Genomic DNA, 20,155 nt, shown 5'->3' on the forward strand with positions numbered 1-20,155 from the left:
GGGATAGCACCGGAGTCGCGGGGGCGCTATGGTCGCGCGCGTCGGCGGTGGCGCGGGTGGAAGGCGGTAGATGCGCGGATGGCGGCGGTGGCTTGGGGCGGGTCGGTTGGCGTTCGCGCTGCCGGCCCTGATCCTCGTGGCGGCGCTGGGTCTGCGGGTGGCGGATCCGTCGGCGCTCCAGCGACTGCGGGATTACGCCTTCGACACGTTCCAGCGGACCTCGCCGCGGCCGTGGGCGGCCGAGGTCCTGCCGGTCCGCATCGTCGACATCGACGACTCGGCGCTGGCGCGCCACGGGCAATGGCCGTGGCCGCGCGACCTCGTGGCGCGGCTCGTCGACGCGCTGTCCGAGGCCGGCGCGACCGTGATCGTGTTCGACGTGCTGTTCTCGGAACCCGACGGCAAATCGCCGTCGCGCTTCGTCGAGGAGGTCAAGGCCGCCACCGACGCCGAGACGGCGGCGCGTTTCGCGGCGGCGGCGCGCGACAACGACGCCACGCTGGCCGAAGCCATCGCGCGGTCGGGACGGGTGGTGATCGCGTTCGCCGAGGACCAGACGGTGGGCGGAGGCGGCGGGCGCCTTCCGAAGGCGCTGCACACGGTGGTGGTCAACGGCCGCGACGAGGACTGGCGCCCCTTCGTCCGGCACGTCCCGGCCGCGACGCCGAGCCTGCCGGCGTTCGAGGCGGTCGCGGTCGGCTACGGCAACATCATGGTCGACATCCAGGCGGAGGTGATCAGGTCGGTGCCGCTGCTCACGCGCCTCGGCGCGGCCGAGAGGCCGTACCCGACGCTCGCGCTGGAGGCCGTCAGGGTGCTGCAGACGCGGGTCGAGGCCATCCGGCCCGGCACGAGCTATGTCGTGCGCGCGGGCGCGGCGTCCCAGCAGGCGCGCGGCTTCGGCGTCTCGACCACCGGAATCTACGGGATCGGCATCGGCGAGGTGCGGATCGACACCGATCCCTACGGCCGCGTCTTCCTGTTCGACAGCGGCCACAAGCCGGAGCGCTACGTCTCGGCCGGCGCGGTCCTCGCCGGCACGGTCGACAAGGCCAAGCTCGAGGGCCACGTCGTCCTCATCGGCAGCAGCGCGCCGGCGCTCCGCGACGTGCGCAACACGCCGGTGAGCGCCGGCATCTCGGGCACCGAGGTCCACGCGCAGCTGATCGAGCAGATGATCCTGGCGTGGCAGGGGCCGGCGATGGCCTCGGCGCCGGACACGCCGCCGGCGGTCCGCGAGATGGCGCGGCGCCCGTTCCTGATCCGGCCGGACTTCGCGAGCGGCGCGGAGATCGTCTATCTGCTCGTGGCCGGGTTGGTGTTCGTGCTGCTGCTGCCGAGGCTGCGCGCCGGCCCGATGGCGGTGGTCGCGGCCGGCGGCGTCGGCGTCGCCCTCGTGGTGCCGTGGCTGCTGTACGACCGGATCGGCGCGCTGTTCGATCCGGTCTATCCGGCCGGGACCCTGGCGGCGATGTACGTGGTCGGCTCGGCCGCCGGCTTCATGCGCACCGAGGCCGAGCGCGCCCAGATCCGGGGCGCCTTCGGCCTGTACCTGTCGCCCGACGTCGTCGAGGAGCTGGCGCGCCATCCCGACCGGCTCAAGCTCGGCGGCGAGGTCCGCGAGCTGACCGTCATGTTCACCGATCTGCGCGGCTTCACGACGATCTCCGAACAGTTCGACCCGCCGGGCCTGACGCGGTTCATGAACCGCTTCCTGACGCCGATGACGGACATCATCCTCGCCCACCGCGGCACGGTCGACAAATACATGGGCGACGCGATCATGGCGTTCTGGAACGCGCCGCTCGACGTGTCCGACCACGCGGCCAAGGCCTGCGTCTCGGCGCTCGCGATGCAGGCGCGGCTGCGCGACCTCAACGTCGAATGGCGCCGCGAGGCGCACGAGGAGGGCCGCAACCACATCCCCGTCAACATCGGCATCGGTCTCAACAGCGGCCGCGCGTCGGTCGGCAATTTCGGATCGGACCAGCGCTTCACCTACACCGGCATCGGCGACGACGTGAACCTCGCGTCGCGGCTCGAGGGCCAGTGCAAGACCTACGGGGTCGGGATCATCGTCGGCGACGACACCCGCGAGGCGGCTCCGGATTTCGCCTACGTCGAGCTCGATCTGATCAAGGTGAAGGGCAAGACCGAGCCGGAGCGGATCCACGCGCTGGTCGGGGACGCGGCGATGCGCCACGACGAGGCGTTCCGCGACCTTCTGGTGGCGCACGAGGAGTTCCTCGGCGAGTACCGGCTGGGCGAGTTCGCCGCCGCGCGCGCGCGCGTGCCGGCGCTGCGGACGCTGGCGGAGGCGGCGGGCTGGACGTCGCAGTACTACGCCCATATGGCGCAGCGGCTGCGCGCGCTCGAGGACGATCCGCCGCCGGCCTGGGACGGCGTGCACGTGGCGCAGGAGAAATGACCGACATGTCAGCGCAGGACGGCCGGCTCGCGGCCATCGAAGCGATCGTGTGCCGCGAGGTCGGCCGCGGCGCCGAGCCGTTGATGGCGGCGACCCGCGGCGAGCTGGCGGCGGCGGCGAAGGCCATCGCCGGCGCGCCCGCGCCGCGCATCGGGATCATCACCGGCTTCTTCGTCGTGCCGCCGCGGCTCGATCCGGCGATGGCAGAGACCGACGGCCCCGTGGGCGCCGCCCATCTCGCGGCCGGCTTCGCCGCCGCCGGCTGGCCGGTCCGCGTCGCCACCGACGCGCCCTGCGCGAACGCCGTCGCCGCCGCGCTGCGCGGCGCCGGGGCCGCGCCGGCGGTCGGCCTCGACATCGTTGCCGGGGAGGGTGACGTCGCGGCGTCGATCGCGGCCGTCGCGGCGGGCTGGCGCGCCGCGGGGATCACGCACGCGATCGCCATCGAGCGCTGCGGCCGGGCGGCCGACGGCGCGCCTTACAACATGCGCGGAATCTCCGTCGCCGGCGTCACGGCGCCGCTCGACGATCTGTTCACCGGCGGTCCGTGGACGCGCATCGGCATCGGCGACGGCGGCAACGAGGTCGGCATGGGCAAGCTGCCCGCGGCGCTGATCGCGGCGTCGGTGCCGAACGGCGCGAAGATCGCCTGCGTGACGCCGGCCGACCATCTGGTGGTCTGCGGCGTGTCGAACTGGGGCGCCTACGGATTGCTGACCGCGATGGCCGCGCTGCGTCCCGATCTGGCGCCGGCGCTGCGGTCGACGCTGACCGGCGCCGCCGACCGGCGCATCCTCGACACGCTGGTGCGCGACGGCCCGGCCGGCGACCCCGTCGCCGGTGCCCGCGCCGCCTCCGTGGACGGCTATCCGCACGAGGTGCACGCCGAGGTCATCGCCCGCCTCGACGCCGCGCTGTCGTCCTGACGGCCGTCCGCGGACGAAGGGCAGCCATGCCGGCGTCCGCGCCGGTTGCGTCGCGCGGGCGGCGCCCCTAACGTCCGCGCCGCGTTCGACCCCGCAGGAGACTGGACACCGACATGGCCGCCACAGCGATTCCCGCCGACCACGCCTACGGCCGCTCGCATCCCGAGATCCGCGACGCCGTGCGCCAGCTCTGCCAGCGCTTCGACGGCGCCTACTGGCGCGAGCTCGACCGCAACCGCGGCTATCCGACGGCGTTCGTGACGGCGCTGACCGAGGCCGGCTGGCTGTCGATCCTGATCCCGGAGCAGTTCGGCGGCGCGGGGCTGGGAATCTCCGCCGCCGCCGCGGTGCTGGAGGAGATCCACGCCGCCGGCTGCAACGCCGCGGCCTGCCACGCGCAGATGTACACGATGGGCACGGTGCTGCGGCACGGCAACGCCGACCAGAAGGCGCGCTACCTGCCGAAGATCGCGACCGGCGAGCTTCGGCTTCAAGCCTTCGGCGTGACCGAGCCGAGCAGCGGCACCGACACGCTCAGCCTGCGCACGGCGGCGGTGAAGAAGAACAACAGCACCTACATCGTCAACGGCCAGAAGCTGTGGACCAGCCGCGCCGAGCATTCCGACCTGATGCTGCTGCTGGCGCGCACGACGCCGCGCGAGCAGGTCAAGAAGCGCACCGACGGGCTGTCGGTGTTCCTGGTCGACATGCGGGCCGCCAAGGGCAAGGGCCTCGAGATCCGGCCGATCCGCACGATGATGAACCACAACAGCACCGAGGTGTTCTTCACCGACATGGAGGTCCCGGCCGAGAACCTCGTGGGCGAGGAGGGGCAGGGCTTCCGCTACATCCTCTCGGGCATGAACGCCGAGCGCATCCTGATCGCGTCGGAGTGCCTCGGCGACGGCCGCTGGTTCGTCGAGAAGGCCACCGCCTACGCCAAGGAGCGCGTGCTGTTCGGCAACCCGATCGGCCGCAACCAGGGCGTCCAGTACCCGATCGCGCGCGCCTACGTGCATCTGCAGGCCGCCGAGCTGATGGTGCGCAAGGCGGCGGCGCTCTACGAGAGCGGCATCAACTGCGGCGAGGAGGCCAACGTCGCCAAGCTGCTGGCGTCGGAGGCGGCGTGGGAGGCCGCCGACATGTGCGTGCAGACGCATGGCGGCTTCGGCTTCGCCGAGGAGTTCGACGTCGAGCGGAAGTTCCGCGAGACGCGGCTCTACACGGTGGCGCCGATCTCGACCAACATGGTGCTCAACTTCGTGTCGGAGCACGTGCTGGAGCTGCCCCGGTCGTACTGACCCCGGCGCGGGCGTCAGTTCCGCGCCGCCCGCCAGCGCTGGAAGAGGCGCCACGCCGCCCAGGCGGCGGCGCAGAGCGCCGCGGCGATGGCGACGGCGGCCCACAGGGGCACGCGGTCCCGCAGCCACGCGAAGGCGGCGTCGCCGGCCACGCCGACCCCCAGCCAGTAGGGCGCCCAGATCGCGGCCGAGGTCCAGTTGGCGATCTGGAACGACGCGGGCCGCATGTCCATCATGCCGGCCACCAGCGGGATGGCCGCGCGCACCGGCCCGAGGAAGCGGCCGAGGAAGACGCTGGCGGCGCCCCAGCGACGGAAGAAGAGTCGCGCGCCGGCCAGGAGATGGGGATGGCGCGTGAACGGCCACATGCGCGGCACGGAGGCGCGGAAGTGGCGGCCGATCAGGAAGCTCGCCCAGTCGCCCAGCGCCGCGCCGGGCACGGCCCACGCGACCATCCACCAGAAATCCAGCGTGCCCTGGCCGACCATGACGCCGACGAACACCATCGCCGCCGTCGCCGGCAGCAGCAGGCTGACGAAGGCCAGCGACTCGCCGAACGAGAGCGCGAACACCACCGGTCCGGCCCAGTCCTTGTGGGCGGTGATGAAATCGCGGATCTGGATCTCGAGGTCGCCGAGCATGGTCGCCGGGGCCGGAGGGTCGGGCGGCGCCGAGACTGCCCAATGCGCGCCGCCGCCACAAGCCGCCCGCCGCCGGCACCGGCTCATGTGGCCGGCGCATGGCCGCCTCCGTTTGACCGGCGCGGCGCGTCCGGTATCAATGCGGTCGCGACGGATCGACGAACCACGGGAGTGACGCACATGCGGGCGATGATCAGCGAGCAGATCGGCGGGCCGGAGAGCCTCGTCCTGAAGGAGCTGCCCTCGGCGCCGCTCAAGAAGGGCCAGGTGCGGATCGCCGTCCACGCCGCCGGCGTGAACTTCCCCGACACGCTCATCATCCAGGACAAGTACCAGTTCAAGCCGCCCCGGCCCTTCGCGCCCGGCCACGAGGTCGGCGGCGTCGTGTCCGAGGTCGGCGAAGGCGTCGCGGACTACAAGGTCGGCGACCGCGTGATCGCGGCGATCGGGCATGGCGGCTACGCCGACGAGGTCGTGGCCGACCAGACCCAGCTGCTGCCGATGCCGCCGAACATGTCGTTCGAGGAGGGCGCCGCCTTCACCATGACCTACGGCACCAGCTACTACGCGCTCAAGCAGCGCGCCGACCCCAAGCCCGGCGAGACGCTGCTGGTGCTCGGCGCCGCCGGCGGCGTCGGCCTGACGGCGGTCGAGCTCGGCGCGCTGATGGGGCTGAAGGTGATCGCCGCCGTCGGCTCCGACGAGAAGATGGAGATCTGCCGCAAGTACGGCGCCACCATGTTCGTGAACTACAACACCGAGAAGATGCGCGACAAGGTGAAGGAGCTGACCGGCGGCAAGGGCGCGGACATCGTCTACGACGCGGTCGGCGGCGACGCCTTCGACGAGGCCATCCGCTGCATCAACTGGTACGGCCGGCTGCTGGTGATCGGCTTCGCGTCGGGCCGCATCCCGTCGCTGCCCGCCAATCTGGCGCTTCTCAAGAGCTGCGACGTGCGCGGCGTGTTCTACGGCGCCTGGCGGGCGCGCGAGCCCGCCGAGGCGCGCAAGAACTTCGACGAGATGTTCGCCTGGGTGCGCGACGGCAAGCTGAAGCCGCACATCTCCATGACGTTCCCGCTGGAGAAGGCGGCCGACGCCATGAACGCGCTGCTGTCGCGCAAGGCCACCGGCAAGGTCGTCATCAAGACGCGATGAGCCGCGCGGCGGCGGAGGGGATGGTCCAGATGGGCAGGCTCAAGGACAAGGTCGCGATCGTCACCGGCGGCGCTTCGGGCATCGGCGCCGCCAGCTGCCGGCTGTTCGCCGAGGAGGGCGCCCGCGTGCTGGCGGTCGACCGGCCGGAATCGGCGATCGCCACGGCGCACGCCGGAATCGACGCCATCGCCGCGCTCGGCGTCGACATCACCGGGGACGACGCGCCCAAGCGCATCCTCGACGCCGCCGTCGAGCGGTTCGGCGGCGTCGACATCCTGTTCAACAACGCCGGCGTCAGCGGCCGGGCGTTCGCCGAGGAGATGACCGACGAGCACTGGGACCGGGTGATGGGCGTCAACGTGCGCGCCATGTTCCGGATCTGCCGCGAGGCCATCCCGCATCTGCGCCGCGCGGCGGAGAGGAAGGGACGCGCGCGCATCATCAACACCGCCTCGGTGATGGCCTTCGACACCGACTACGGCCTGTCGGCGTACTGCGCCTCGAAGGCCGGCGTCGCCGGTCTGACACACACGCTGGCGCTGGAGTTGGGCAAGTTCCGCATCACCGCCAACTACGTGCTGCCCGGCGCGATCTACACCGGCATGACCAAGTCCGGCTTCGACGACCCCGAGATCGCCGCGATCTGGGCCAAGAAGGCGGCGCTGCGCCGGCTGGGCCAGCCGATCGACATCGCCCGGGGCGCGCTGCTGCTGGCCAGCGACGAGGCCGATTTCATCACCGGCCACGGGCTGGTGGTCGACGGCGGGTTGACGCTGCGGACCTGAGCGGCGGAGGAGCGGAGATGGCGGTCGCGTTCACGCTCAACGGCAAGCCGGCGTCGCTCGACGTCGAGCCGGAGATGCCGCTGCTGTGGGCGCTGCGCGAGGCCGCCGGATTGACCGGCACCAAGTTCGGCTGCGGGCTGGCGCAATGCGGCGCCTGCACCGTGCATCTCGACGGCGCGCCGGTCCGCTCCTGCCAGACCACGACCGGCGACGTCGCCGGCCGCGCCGTGGTCACGATCGAGGCGGTGGGCGGCACGCCGATCGGCAAGGCCGTGCAGGAGGCGTGGATCGCGCACCAGGTGCCGCAATGCGGCTACTGCCAATCCGGCCAGATCATGTCGGCGGCGGTGCTTCTGGCCACGAACCGGGCGCCGACCGACGCCGACATCGACGCCGCGATGCGGGGCAACATCTGCCGCTGCGGCACCTACAACGCGATCCGCGCGGCCATCAAGACGGCCGCGAAATCGCTGGGCTGAGGCGCGCCGCCGGAACGCCGGCGGCCCCGGAGACCACATGACGACGTCCGTGCATTCCTTCGCCGCCGACTATCCCGAAGCGCGCGAGAAGTTCCTCGCCGCCGCGCGCATCGCCGGCGCCGCGACCAGCCGCTACGACAACCCCGTGAAGGGGCCCGACGGCGGCTCGTTGTCGACCGACGTCGCCTGGCTCGGGCCGGACGACGCCGACAAGGTGGTCGTGACCATCTCCTCGACCCACGGCGTCGAGGGGTTCTGCGGCTCGGGCGCGCAGGTCGACTGGCTGATGCGCCGCGGCGCCTCGGCGCTGCCGCGCGGCGTGGCGGCGCTGTTCGTGCACGCCATCAATCCCTACGGTTTCGCGTGGCTGCGGCGGGTGACGGAGGAGGGCAACGACCTCAACCGCAACTTCGTCGACCATTCCAAGCCCTATCCCGACAATCCCGGCTACAGCGAGCTGGCCGACGCGATCGTGCCGCCGGCGCTGTCGGGGCCGGCGTTCGAGGCGGCGCAGGCGCGCCTGAAGGCGTACCGCGCGCGCGAAGGCGACGTCGCCTTCTACCGGGCGCTGTCCGGCGGGCAGTTCACGCACGCCGACGGGTTGTTCTACGGCGGCGGCGGCGCGAGCTGGGCCAACCGCACGACGCACGCGATCATCGAGCGCTTCCTGGCGCGGCGCCGCGACGTCGCGGTGATCGACTTCCACACCGGCCTCGGGCCGTTCGGTTACGGCGAGCTGATCACCCATTACGAGCCGGACCACGACGGCTCGCGCCGCGTGCGCGCCTTCTGGGGCGAATCGGTGACGGAGTCGAAGAAGGGCCAGACGTCCTCGCAGGCCCGCGACGGGCTGGGCCACTACGGCTTCAACCGCGCGCTGCCGCGATCGCGCGTGACCATGGCGACGCTGGAGTTCGGCACCTATGACCGCGAGAGCGGCCACCGCGCCTTCGTCGCCGACGCCTGGCTGCACCGCCACGGCGATCCGCTCGGCGCGGAGGCCGGTCCGATCCGCGCGGCGATGCGCAAGCAGTTCTATCCCGACACCGAGGAGTGGAAGGAGATGGTGCTTTTCCGTGGCAACCAGACCATCCGGCAGGCGATCGCGGCGCTGGCCGCCGACGGCGGCGGGGAGCCCTGACATGCTGCAGCTCGGACGTTTCGACCGCGTGCGCCTCGGCCACTGGCCGACGCCGCTGGAGCGCGCGCCGCGCCTGACGGCGGCGCTCGGCGGGCCGACGATCTGGATCAAGCGCGACGACTGCACCGGGCTGGCCACCGGCGGCAACAAGACGCGCAAGCTCGAGTTCCTGGTCGGCGAGGCGGTGGCGCGGGGCGCCGACACGCTGATCACGCTGGGCGCCGTGCAGTCGAACCATGTCCGCCAGACGGCGGCGGCCGCCGCGCGCATGGGGATGGCGTGCGAGATCCTGCTGGAGCGGCGCCTGTCGCAGACCACGCCGACCTACGAGCGCAACGGCAACGTGCTGTTCGACCGCCTGCTCGGCGCCAGGCTGCGCGAGGTGCCGTCGGGCACCGATATGCTCGCGGCGGCGGAGGCCGTCGCCGACGAATGCCGCGCGGCGGGCCGGCGGCCCTACGTGATCCCCGGCGGCGGCTCCAACGAGGTCGGCTCGCTGGGCTACGTCGCCTGCGCGCTCGAGACACTGGCGCAGGCGGCCGACATCGGCTTCCGGATCGACACCGTCGTGCACGCCACCGGCAGCACCGGCACGCAAGCCGGCCTTCTGGCGGGCTTCGAGGGGGCGCAGAGCGGCGTCGACGTGCTGGGCATCAGCGTGCGCCAGACGCGTGAGCGTCAGGAGGCCGCGGTCGACGCGCTGACACAGCGTGTCGCGCGGCACCTCGGCCTCGCGCACCCGATCGGGCGCGACCGCGTCCGCGCCAACGGCGACTATGTCGGCGAGGGCTACGGCGTGCCGACTCCCGGCATGATCGAGGCGCTGCGCCTGACCGCCCGCACCGAGGGCGTCCTGCTCGATCCGGTGTACTCCGGCAAGGCGATGGCCGGGCTGATCGATCTCTGCCGCAAAGGCGCGTTCGGCGCCGGACAGAACGTGGTGTTCGTCCATACCGGCGGCCAGGCGGCGCTCTCGGCCTACGAGGAAGCCCTCTCGCCCGAATCGTGAACGCGCCCGCACGAGGGAGTCCAGCCGTGTCCGCCGATCAGCCGCGTATCGCCCTGCTGGGCTTCGCTATCGAATGCAACCGTTTCGCGCCGGTCAGCACGCGCGAGGATTTCGCGGTCGACGTCGACATGCGCGGCAACGCCCTGCTGGTCGAGGCGCGCAAACCGGCGCCGGAGCTGATGCCGGACATGCCCGGTTTCGTCACCGAGATGGACCGGACCGGCGCGTGGATTCCGGTGCCGATCCGCATCGCCTCGGCCCAGCCCGGCGGGCCGGTCGACGATCCGTATTTCCGCGAGCTGATGGCCGAGTTCGAGTCCGGGCTGCGCGGCATGGGCCCGTTCGACGGCGTCTACGTCTCCTCGCACGGCGCGGCGCTGACGACCGCCAGCGACGATCCCGACGGCGAGCTCTACGCCATGATCCGCCGCGTCGTCGGCCCGGCCGTGCCGGTGATCGGAACCTTCGACCTCCATTGCAACGTCTCGCCGGCGATGGTCGAGAACATCACGGTGTTCGTCGGCTACCGCTGCAATCCGCACACCGACATCCGCGAGCGCGGCGTCGAGGCGGCGCGGCACATGCGCGAGACCCTGGCGGGCGCGACGCCGGTCGCGGAGATGGTCAAGATTCCGCTGGTGGCGCCGCAGATCTCGCTGCTGACCGCCGCGGGGCCCTACGCCGACGCCATGGACTACGGCCTGTCGAAGGTCGGCGGCCCGGTCATGAACGTCTCGGTCATGGCGGGGTTCTCCTACAGCGACACGCCGAAGAACGGCTTCACCGCGATCGTCACGGCGCGGAACGGCGACCGCGCGGCGGCGCGCGCGCTGGCGCTCGACATCGTCACCCGGACCTGGAACGACCGGGCGCGCTTCAAGCGCGCCATGACGCCGCTCGACGACGCCGTGCGCATGGCCGTCGCGGTCGGGAACGATCCGTCCCTGCCGCCCATCATCCTCGCCGACGTCGCCGACAACCCCGGCGGCGGCGGACGCGGCAACACGACGTGGCTGCTGCAGGCGTTGAAGGACGCCGGCGCGAAGGGCGTCGTGGTCGGCGTGTTCAACGACCCGGCGGTGGCGGCGCAGGCGCACGGCCTCGGCCGCGGCGCGCGGTTCCGCGCCCGCTTCAACACGCGCGAGCAGGACGGTTTCTCGAAGGCTTGGGAATGCGACGCCACCGTCGCGGCGTTGAGCGACGGCCGCTATGTCGGCCGCCGCGGGCTGGCGCGGGGCATGGCCAGCGACATGGGGCCCTCGGCGCTGCTCGATCTCGACGGGATCAAGATCGCGGTCATCACCCACCGCCAGCAATGCCTCGACCCGATGCAGTTCGAGCAGTTCGGCCTCGATCCGGCGATGGCGCGCACGATCGTCGTGAAGAGCCGCGGCCATTTCCGCGCCGGGTTCGACGGCTTCGTGCCGTCGGCGCGCACCTACGAGGTCGATTGCCCCGGCCTGACGTCGCCCAACCTGGCGACGTTCCCGTGGTCGCGCCTGCCGCGGCCGGTCTACCCGCTCGACGAGCACACGAGCTGGACGCCACCGGCCGCGTAGGGGCGGCGTGGCGCCGCGCGGTCGTGCGGCGAGCCTGGCCGCAAGGCCACCGGCGATAGCCCCGGCCGCCGCCGCCTGGGGGCAAGTTCAGCCTCGACCGGCCGGCTCGGCCTGCTAAAAGCGCAGGCATGATCCGGATACTGGTCGCCGTCGCCGCGTTCGCGGTCGTCACCGCGCTCAACTGGCTGTGGTGGAGCGTGCCGAACGCGCCGGTCGACGTCTCGTTGGCGCCGGGACCCGTCCAGAGCCTGTCGTTCGCGCCGTACCGTCCCGGCCAGAGCCCGCTGAGCCGCACGTTCCCCACCGCCGCGCAGATCGAGGAGGATCTCCGGCTGCTCAAGGGCCGGACCTCGGCGATCCGCACCTACACCAGTCTCGAGGGCATGGAGGCGGTGCCGCGGCTGGCCGGCAAGTACGGGCTGAAGGTGTGGCATGGCGCCTGGATCAACAACGTCGAGCGCGAGAACTTGGAGCAGGTCGCGGCGCTGATCGACCACGCCAACCGCTATCCCGACGTGGTCGACCGGGTCATCGTCGGCAACGAGGTGCTCCTGCGCAAGGACCTGCCGGCGTCGCAGTTGATCCGCTACATCCGGCAGGTGAAGCGCGCCGTGCGCCAGCCCGTGACCTACGCCGACGTCTGGGAGTTCTGGCTGCGCAACCCCGAGGTCGCGGCCGAGGTCGACATCGTCACCGTCCACATCCTGCCGTACTGGGAGGACGAGCCGATCGGCATGGACCGCCGCGACGCGCGCGGCGATCCCGCCTACGACCGGCTGGCGATCAAGACCCACATCGTCGACATCATGGATCGCATGCGCAAGGCGTTCCCCGGCAAACGCATCGTGATCGGCGAGACCGGCTGGCCCAGCGCCGGGCGGATGCGCGCCGACGCGCGGCCCGGGCTGGTCGAGCAGGCCCGATACTACGCGCTGTTCAAGAAGCTCGCCGTGGCGGAGAAGCTCGAATACAACCTCGTCGAGGCGTTCGACCAGCACTGGAAGAGCCACCAGGAGGGCACGGTCGGCGGCGCGTGGGGCCTGTTCACGGGCGAGCGCGTGCAGAAATTCCCGATCGGCGAACCGGTCAGCGCCGAGCCCAGATGGCGCGCGCTGTTCGCCTTCTCGTCCATCGCCGGCGGTCTCGCGATCCTCGTGTTCGCCGCGTCGCGGCGCCGGCCGTCGCCGGCGGCGGTCGCCGTGTTCGCGCTGGTCGCGCAGGCGGCGGCGACCTGCGTGACGCAGGCCGCTTGGGCCAACTACAGCGTCGCGTTCTACCCCGCGCGGCTGCTCGGCGCGGCGTTCTACGTGCTGGCGGGCGTGGCGTTCGCCTACGCGCTGCTGCGCGGCGTCGGCGACAGCCTGACCGGCCGCATGGCCGACGCCTCGCTGTTCGGCGGCCGCGTGCGCGCGGCGTGGACGTCGTTCCGCGCCATGCCGGCGGCGGCGGTGTTCGGTCGGCCCGACGTGATGCTCCAGGTCGCCTATCTCGGCTTCACGCTGCTGTGCCTGTTCCATCTCGTCATGCTGTCGATCGACTGGCACATCGGCGTGCTGCCGTTCGGCGAGCGCGGCTGGGTGATCGCGATCGACGGCCGCTACCGCGACTTCCCGATCCTCGATTTCGCGCTGCCGAGCGTGGTGCTGATGGCGTGGAAGCTCGGCACGGTGTTCCGCACCGGCGACGTGCCGCGGGTCGACCGCGTCGCCAAGGCGCTGTCGTTCGGCCGGCTGCTGGGCTACGAGGGCGGGCGTGGCTACGTGCGGATGGACGCGGTGCTCACGCGCTGGGCGCCGATCTGGCCGGAGCTGCTGCTGGCGTCGTCGCTCGTGCTCGGCGCCATCGCGCTGACGCTGACCGAGGGCGCGGTCAAGCTGCACGGCGAGGCGGCGCAGCAGGCGCGCGGCTGGGCGGCGCCGGACGGCGGCGTCTGGGTGATCCGCGCCCTGTTCTGGAACGTCCAGAGCAACTGGTTCTCGGCCATGGCGCTGCTGATGGCCGTCCCCTACGCGGCCACGGCCTATGTGTCGCTGCGCCAGCCCTTGGCCGAGCCGCCGCCGGAATCGTACACTGGCAAATGGTGAGGCGGACGCGGTATTGATGGCGATCCGCCCCCCGCGCCCGGCCGGCGCCGGCGTCGACGCCACGTCTCGAGGATAGCGCCACCATGGATTTCTCCGGCGAATACCGCATTCCCGCGTCGCGTCAGGCCGTCTGGGACGCGCTCAACGATCCCGAGATCCTGAGGCAATGCATTCCCGGCTGCGAGTCGCTCGAGAAGGAGGGCGACAACGTGCTGAAGGCGTCGGTGCGCATGCGCATCGGGCCGGTCAGCGCGCGCTTCGGCGGCAAGGTGACGCTGTCGGACATCGATCCGCCGAACGGCTACCGCATATCCGGCGAGGGGCAGGGCGGGGCGGCCGGCTTCGCCAAGGGCGGCGCGGTCGTCAAGCTGACGGAGGACGGCGGCGCCACGGTGCTGAACTACACCGCCGACGCCCAGGTCGGCGGCAAGATCGCGCAGGTCGGCGCGCGCCTGATCGACGGCACCGCCAAGAAGCTGGCCGACGAGTTCTTCAGCAAATTCGCCGAGGTCGTCGGCGCCGGCGCGGCGCCGGCCGCGACCGCCGACTCGCCGTCGACGATCGACGCGCCCGCGCCGGCGGCCGGCGGGGTCAACGCCGCCGGATCGCCGGCGCGGCCGGTGACGGATTCCGCCGAGCGGGGCTACAAGCACTGGCTCGTCATCGGCGCCGGACTGGCGATCCTCGTGATCGCGTATTTCGCCGCGCGGTGAGCGTCGATGACGCCGGCGCCATTTCGCTTGACCCGCGACGGTGGCAGCCGCCATTCTCGATCCGAAGCGAAAAAGGACGGCCGCCGTGGCGCGTGGGCGGCCGCATCAGGTTTCTAGGGAGCACAAGACGATGACGATGTCCGTTTCCATGTCGGTCAACGGCAAGAAGGTGTCCGGAAACGTCGAGGCGCGCACGCTGCTGGTGCAGTTCCTGCGCGAGAATCTCGGCCTGACCGGCACGCATGTGGGCTGCGACACCAGCCAGTGCGGCGCCTGCGTCGTGCATGTCGACGGCAAGGCGGTGAAGTCCTGCACGATGCTTGCGGTCCAGGCGTCGGACGCCACGGTCACGACGATCGAGGGCCTCGCCGCCGACCCGGAGAAGCTGCATCCCATGCAGGAGGCGTTCCGCGACAACCACGGCCTGCAGTGCGGCTTCTGCACGCCGGGCATGGTGATGAGCGCGATCGACCTGGTGAAGCGGCACAACTACGCCGTCGACGAGGACATCGTCCGCCACGGCCTCGAGGGCAACATCTGCCGCTGCACCGGCTACCACAACATCGTGAAGTCGATTCTGGCCGGCGCCCAGGCGATGAAGGCCGCCGGCGTCTGACGAACCCGTCGCGCGGACTGCGACAAGACGGGACGTCCACGGAGGGAACCATGACGAACGGCACCAAGATCGGCGATCGCGTGCGGCGCAAGGAGGACCGGCGTTTCCTGACGGGGAGCGGCCGGTACGTCGACGACCTCGCCCTGGCGCGCTGCACCCACGCCTATTTCCTGCGCTCGCCGCACGCGCACGCCAGGATCCGCGGCATCGACGCGGCGGCGGCGAAGGATTCCCCCGGCGTCGTCGCGGTGTTCACCGGCAAGGACGTCGCCGACGCCAAGGTCGGCGGGCTGATCTGCGGCTGGACCGTCACCGACAAGCACGGCCAGCCGCACAAGGCGCCGGCGCATCCGGCGCTGGCGCTCGACACCGTCCGCCACGTCGGCGACACGGTGGCGATGGTGATCGCCGAGACCTACGCGCAGGCCAAGGACGCCGCCGAGAAGATCGCCGTCGACTACGACGTGCGGCCGGCGCTGGTCGATCCGGTCAAGGCGGCCGCCGCCGGCGCCGCCCTCGTGCACGACGACGTGCCCGGCAACCTCTGCTACGACTGGGAACTGGGCGACAAGGCCGCGGTCGCCGCCGCCTTCGCCAAGGCCGCCCACGTCACCAAGATCGACCTGGTCAACAACCGCCTGATCCCCAACGCGATGGAGCCGCGGGCGGCGGCGGCCGAGTACGACCGCGGCACCGGCAACTACACGCTGTACACGACCAGCCAGAACCCGCACGTCGCGCGGCTGGTGCTGTCGGCCTTCGTGCTCGGCATCCCCGAGCACAAGCTGCGCGTGGTCGCGCCCGACGTCGGCGGCGGCTTCGGCTCCAAGATCTTCATCTACGCCGAGGAGACGATGTGCGTGTGGGCGGCCGGCAAGGTCGGCCGCGCCATCAAGTGGACCGCCGAGCGCGGCGAGTCGTTCATGAGCGACGCGCACGGCCGCGACCACGTCAGCCACGCCGAGCTGGCGCTCGACAAGGACGGCAAGTTCCTGGCGCTCAAGGTCGACACCATCGCCAACATGGGCGCCTACCTGTCGACCTTCGCGACGGCGGTACCGACCTACCTCTACGCCACGCTGCTGGCCGGCCAGTACACGACGCCGGCGATCCACTGCAACGTGCGCGCCGTGTTCACGCACACCGTGCCGGTCGACGCCTACCGCGGCGCCGGGCGGCCCGAGGCGACCTACCTGATCGAGTCGATCGTCAGCAAGGCGGCGCGCGAGACGGGCATCGACTCCGCCGAGCTGCGCAAGCGCAACTTCATCGCGCCGACCGCCTTCCCGTACCAGACGCCGGTGGCGCTGACCTACGATTCGGGCAACTACGTGCCGATCATCGACGAGGCGATGAAGCTGGTCGACTACGCCGGCGCGGGCGCCCGCAAGGCCGAGGCGAAGAAGCGCGGCAAGCTGCGCGGCATCGGCATCTCGTCCTACATCGAGGCCTGCGGCATCGCGCCGTCGGCGGTGGTGGGCTCGCTCGGCGCCGGCGTCGGCCTGTGGGAGAGCGCGCAGCTGCGCTTCAACCCGACCGGCAACGTGCAGATCCTGACCGGCTCGCACAGCCACGGCCAGGGCCACGAGACGACCTTCGCGCAGCTGGTGTCCGACAAGCTCGGCGTGCCGTTCGACCAGATCGAGGTGGTCCACGGCGACACCGACAAGGTGCCGTTCGGCATGGGCACCTACGGCTCGCGCTCGCTGGCGGTCGGCGGCTCGGCGATCATGAACGCGGCCGACAAGATCATCGCCAAGGGCAAGAAGATCGCGGCCCATCTGATGGAGGCCGCCGAGGCCGACATCGTGTTCGAGAACGGCACCTTCAAGGTCGCCGGCACCGACAAGAACGTGCCGCTGGCGCAGGCGGTGTTCGCCGCCTACGTGCCGCACAACTACCCCTCGGACAAGCTCGAGCCGGGCATGGACGAGAACGCGTTCTACGATCCGTCGAACTTCACCTATCCCTCCGGCACGCAGATCTGCGAGGTCGAGATCGACCCCGACACCGGCGTGGTCGAGATCGCCGATTTCGCCGCCGTCGACGATTTCGGCAACATCATCAATCCGATGATCGTCGAGGGCCAGGTGCACGGCGGCATCGCCCAGGGCGTCGGCCAGGCGCTGATGGAAGCCGCCGTCTACGACAACGCGACCGGCCAGCTGATGAGCGGCTCGTACATGGACTACACCATGCCGCGGGCCGACGACCTGCCGTCGCTCAAGCTCGGCTACAAGGTCACGCCGTGCCCGCACAACCCGCTGGGCGTGAAGGGCTGCGGCGAGGCCGGCGCCATCGCCGCGCCGGCGGCCGTCATGAACGCGATCCGCGACGCGCTGGCCCAGGTCGGCGCCCAGGACCGCATCGAGATGCCGGCCACGCCGCAGCGCGTGTGGGCCGCGATCAACGCGCGCTGAGCGCGCCGGATTCCAGGAGGGAACGATGTACGATTTCGCGTACCACAAGGCCGGCTCCGTCGCCGACGCCGCCGCCGCGCTGAAGAAGGCGGGCGGCGAGGGCAAGCTGATGGCCGGCGGCATGACGCTGATCCCGACGCTCAAGCAGCGCCTGGCGCGGCCGAGCGACGTGGTCGATCTCGCCGGCGCCGCCGAGCTGCGCGGCATCAAGGTCGACGGCTCGACGGTCACCATCGGCGCCATGGCGCGGCACGCCGAGGTCGCGGCGTCGGCCGAGGTCGCCAAGGCGATCCCGGCGCTGGCGGCGCTGGCCGGCGGCATCGGCGACGGCCAGGTGCGCAACCGCGGCACGATCGGCGGATCGATCGCCAACAACGATCCCGCCGCCGACTATCCCGCCGCGGCGCTGGCGCTGGGCGCCACGATCAAGACCAACGAGCGCTCCATCGCGGCCGACGATTTTTTCAAGGGCCTGTTCGAGACCGCGCTGAAGGACGGCGAGATCGTCGTGTCGGTGTCGTTCCCGGTCGCCAAGAAGGCGGCCTACATGAAGTTCCCGAACCCGGCGTCGCGCTACGCCATGGTCGGCGTGTTCGTGGCCCAGACCGCCGGCGGCCCGCGCGTCGCCGTGACGGGCGCCGGACCGGGCGTGTTCCGGGTCAAGGCGATGGAGGAGGCGCTGGCCAAGAGCTGGTCGGCCGACGCCGTGGCCGGGATCAAGGTGCCGGCGTCCGGCATGAATACCGACATCCACGCCAGCGCCGAGTACCGCGCCCATCTCGTGACCGTGATGGCCAAGCGGGCGGTCGCCGCCGCCGGCTGACACGCCGTCCACCGGACATGGAAAGGGCGGCCCCCGGGGCCGCCCTTTTCGTTTGCGCGGAAGGAGGGGCGCCTACTTGGCGGCAAGGCGCCGGTGGGTCGGGCGGGCGGCCTCCTCGAAGCCCTCCAGCGAGACCGCCACGCGCCCGATCTGGCCGGCGGACGTGGTCGCCTCGGCCAGCAGCATCTTGCTGGCGGCGGCGAGCTTGGTCATCTGCTCGGACTGCTCCGCCGACATCACGCACATCACGCCGCACGCGGCGTCCATCTGTGGGTTGTCGTCGATCTTCATCGTGATCTTGGCCGAGCTCGGCAGGGTGGTCACCGACCAGCGGCCGTCCTGCGGATTGAACCGGACCACGCCCGACAGGTCGATGCCGCGGCGCTTCTGCTCCGGCGACGGCGTCCAGGCGCTCTCCAGCACGCATTCCTTGCGCTGCTGTAGGCGGTTGTCGCGGCACACCACGCTCCACTGCCCGGCGCCGGCCTCGCCCGCCCAGCCGGTCTTCGGGGCGGCGGCCAGCAGTTCCGGTAACATGTTCATCAGGACGATCAGGCCGCCGACGAGCACGCCGACGCCGCCGACGACCGTGCCGTACATCTTGATCTTGGCGTTGGAATCCATCGCTGACATGGAGGAAATCCCTTGAATATCGGAGGGTGGTGACGCGCAATAGAGTGCTTATATCATGGCTTTATTCGAATTTCCTTATCTAAAGTATTAAATTAGGAAAAACTTGTTATTAATTGATATTAATTATTATTTTTTCATATAATTAGATCAGATCCAACTCTGTCATTCGGCGAAATTGACGCCGACGTAGCGGGCCCGCGGCCGGATCAGCTCGGGATTGGCCCGCTGCTCCAGCATGTGCGCCAGCCAGCCGACGGCGCGCCCGACCAGGAACATCGCCAGCGCCGAACCCCGGGGCAGCGACCAGACGCGTTCGATCGCCACCAGCGCCACGTCGATGGTCGGCGGCGCGCCCACGACCCGCTCGGCGGCGGCGGTGATCGCCAGGGTCCGGCGCGCCTCCGGACGGCCGCCGACCTTGTGCGCCAGCCGCTCCAGCAGGAATCGGGCGCGGGCGTCGCCGCCGGGATAGAGGCGGTGGCCGAAGCCCGGGATCCGGGCGCCGCTCTGCACGCGCTCGACCAGCGCCGCGTCGGGATCGGCCGCGTCCTGGACGGCGGCGAACATCTCGCCGACCCTGCGGGTCATGCCGCCATGGGTCGGTCCTTGGAGCACGGCGAGGCCGGCGATCACGGCGCCCCACGGCGTGACGCCGGTCGAGGCCGCCACCCGCACGGCGAAGGTCGAGGCGTTGAGCTCGTGGTCGGCGGCCAGCACCAGCGCCGCGCGCACGAGGTCGGCGCCGTCGTCGTCGAGCCTCCACGCATCGGCGATCTGCCGGTGGATCGGCGCCGTCGACGGCCCCGCGCCGCGCGTGATGGCGGCCAGCAGGCGGACCACGCGCGCCGCCGTGGCGGCGACCGTGCCGGCGTCGCGCGAGAACGCGCGGGTGTCGCCGGCGGCGGCCAGCGGCAGCAGCGCGAGGCAGCGGTCGATGGGCGGCAGCGCCGCCGCCGCGGCCCATCCCGCCCGCAGCGTCGACGTCACCGGCGGCAGCGCGTCGGCGTGCGCGAACGGATCGCCGGGCGTGTCCCACAAGAGCCGCGCGACGTCCTCGAGCGTGGCGCTTCCGGCCAGCGTGGTCGCGTCCTGCCCGCGGTAGAACAGGCGGCCGCCCTCGATCAGCGTCAGCGCCGACTCCAGCACCGGCGCGCCGAAATGCAGCGACTGGCTGGCGACCGCCTCGGCGCCGCGCCCGCGCGCCTTGCGGGCGGCCAGCGCGGCGATGTCGTCGGCCCGGTAGCGCCGCTGGCGCCCGGCGCCGTCCTCCGAGCGGATCATGCCCCGGCTGACATAGGCGTAGAGCGTCTGGCGATTGACGCCGAGCGCCTCGGCGGCGGCCTCGGCGTCGAGGTATTGTTGACTGATCATATCTATATATTGACTATATTTATCAAGATTGACAAGTATATACGTCAGCATAGGTTCCCTTCATTCGC

17 protein-coding genes are annotated in these 20,155 nt (G+C 71.4%); 14 read left to right on the top strand and 3 right to left on the bottom strand.

Annotated features, from left to right (window positions below):
- Window positions 1-106 precede the first annotated feature (106 nt).
- The 3 genes from IPK81_23580 to IPK81_23590 all read left to right on the top strand — a co-directional run bounded on the left by IPK81_23580 (window position 107) and on the right by IPK81_23590 (window position 4,655).
- The gene (locus tag IPK81_23580) at window positions 107-2,428 is read left to right on the top strand and encodes an adenylate/guanylate cyclase domain-containing protein (protein ID QQS12419.1); all 2,322 of its coding nucleotides are present in this window, start codon (window positions 107-109) and stop codon (window positions 2,426-2,428) included.
- A gap of 5 nt (window positions 2,429-2,433) precedes the next feature.
- A complete protein-coding gene (locus IPK81_23585) occupies window positions 2,434-3,354 on the top strand; it encodes a DUF4392 domain-containing protein (protein QQS12420.1) in 921 nt (306 codons plus the stop codon).
- Between the two features lie 113 nt (window positions 3,355-3,467).
- Window positions 3,468-4,655 carry an acyl-CoA/acyl-ACP dehydrogenase gene (locus IPK81_23590; protein QQS12421.1) on the top strand — a complete coding sequence of 396 codons (1,188 nt, stop codon included), beginning with the start codon at window positions 3,468-3,470 and terminating at the stop codon, window positions 4,653-4,655.
- A 14-nt stretch (window positions 4,656-4,669) separates the two neighbouring features.
- Here the strand turns inward: IPK81_23590 and IPK81_23595 are convergent, their stop codons facing one another.
- Window positions 4,670-5,296, bottom strand: coding sequence for a DedA family protein (locus IPK81_23595; protein QQS12422.1), 627 nt, complete (start codon window positions 5,294-5,296; stop codon window positions 4,670-4,672).
- Between the two features lie 180 nt (window positions 5,297-5,476).
- On the opposite strand from IPK81_23595, the gene IPK81_23600 reads away from it, so the two are divergent.
- The 11 genes from IPK81_23600 to IPK81_23650 all read left to right on the top strand — a co-directional run bounded on the left by IPK81_23600 (window position 5,477) and on the right by IPK81_23650 (window position 18,083).
- Window positions 5,477-6,454 (top strand): NADPH:quinone oxidoreductase family protein, encoded by a 978-nt coding sequence (locus IPK81_23600; GenBank protein ID QQS12423.1) that lies wholly within the window; start codon window positions 5,477-5,479, stop codon window positions 6,452-6,454.
- A gap of 29 nt (window positions 6,455-6,483) precedes the next feature.
- Window positions 6,484-7,239 carry an SDR family oxidoreductase gene (locus IPK81_23605; GenBank protein ID QQS12424.1) on the top strand — a complete coding sequence of 252 codons (756 nt, stop codon included), beginning with the start codon at window positions 6,484-6,486 and terminating at the stop codon, window positions 7,237-7,239.
- A gap of 17 nt (window positions 7,240-7,256) precedes the next feature.
- Window positions 7,257-7,718 (top strand): (2Fe-2S)-binding protein, encoded by a 462-nt coding sequence (locus IPK81_23610; protein ID QQS12425.1) that lies wholly within the window; start codon window positions 7,257-7,259, stop codon window positions 7,716-7,718.
- Between the two features lie 37 nt (window positions 7,719-7,755).
- A complete protein-coding gene (locus IPK81_23615; protein ID QQS12426.1) occupies window positions 7,756-8,859 on the top strand; it encodes a M14 family metallopeptidase in 1,104 nt (367 codons plus the stop codon).
- 4 nt (window positions 8,860-8,863) lie between these two features.
- Window positions 8,864-9,868, top strand: coding sequence for a D-cysteine desulfhydrase (locus tag IPK81_23620; GenBank protein QQS15243.1), 1,005 nt, complete (start codon window positions 8,864-8,866; stop codon window positions 9,866-9,868).
- A 26-nt stretch (window positions 9,869-9,894) separates the two neighbouring features.
- On the top strand, window positions 9,895-11,427 hold the full coding sequence (locus tag IPK81_23625) for a M81 family metallopeptidase (protein ID QQS12427.1): 1,533 nt from the start codon (window positions 9,895-9,897) through the stop codon (window positions 11,425-11,427).
- A gap of 128 nt (window positions 11,428-11,555) precedes the next feature.
- On the top strand, window positions 11,556-13,511 hold the full coding sequence (locus tag IPK81_23630; GenBank protein ID QQS12428.1) for a hypothetical protein: 1,956 nt from the start codon (window positions 11,556-11,558) through the stop codon (window positions 13,509-13,511).
- Window positions 13,512-13,594: 83 nt separating this feature from the next.
- Window positions 13,595-14,224, top strand: a complete 630-nt coding sequence (locus tag IPK81_23635; protein QQS12429.1) for a carbon monoxide dehydrogenase subunit G — start codon at window positions 13,595-13,597, stop codon at window positions 14,222-14,224.
- A 130-nt stretch (window positions 14,225-14,354) separates the two neighbouring features.
- Window positions 14,355-14,840: a (2Fe-2S)-binding protein gene (locus IPK81_23640; protein QQS12430.1), complete on the top strand. Its 486-nt coding sequence runs from the start codon at window positions 14,355-14,357 to the stop codon at window positions 14,838-14,840.
- Window positions 14,841-14,890: 50 nt separating this feature from the next.
- Window positions 14,891-17,260, top strand: coding sequence for a xanthine dehydrogenase family protein molybdopterin-binding subunit (locus tag IPK81_23645; GenBank protein QQS12431.1), 2,370 nt, complete (start codon window positions 14,891-14,893; stop codon window positions 17,258-17,260).
- A gap of 25 nt (window positions 17,261-17,285) precedes the next feature.
- Window positions 17,286-18,083: an FAD binding domain-containing protein gene (locus IPK81_23650; GenBank protein ID QQS12432.1), complete on the top strand. Its 798-nt coding sequence runs from the start codon at window positions 17,286-17,288 to the stop codon at window positions 18,081-18,083.
- Window positions 18,084-18,155: 72 nt separating this feature from the next.
- On the opposite strand, the gene IPK81_23655 is transcribed toward IPK81_23650, so the two are convergent.
- Both IPK81_23655 and IPK81_23660 read right to left on the bottom strand, forming a co-directional pair.
- The gene (locus tag IPK81_23655) at window positions 18,156-18,716 is read right to left on the bottom strand and encodes a hypothetical protein (GenBank protein ID QQS12433.1); all 561 of its coding nucleotides are present in this window, start codon (window positions 18,714-18,716) and stop codon (window positions 18,156-18,158) included.
- 162 nt (window positions 18,717-18,878) lie between these two features.
- The gene (locus IPK81_23660) at window positions 18,879-20,087 is read right to left on the bottom strand and encodes a citrate synthase family protein (GenBank protein ID QQS12434.1); all 1,209 of its coding nucleotides are present in this window, start codon (window positions 20,085-20,087) and stop codon (window positions 18,879-18,881) included.
- Between the last annotated feature and the right edge of the window lie 68 nt (window positions 20,088-20,155).

This window comes from Rhodospirillales bacterium, from assembly GCA_016699855.1.
Taxonomy (GTDB): domain Bacteria; phylum Pseudomonadota; class Alphaproteobacteria; order Reyranellales; family Reyranellaceae.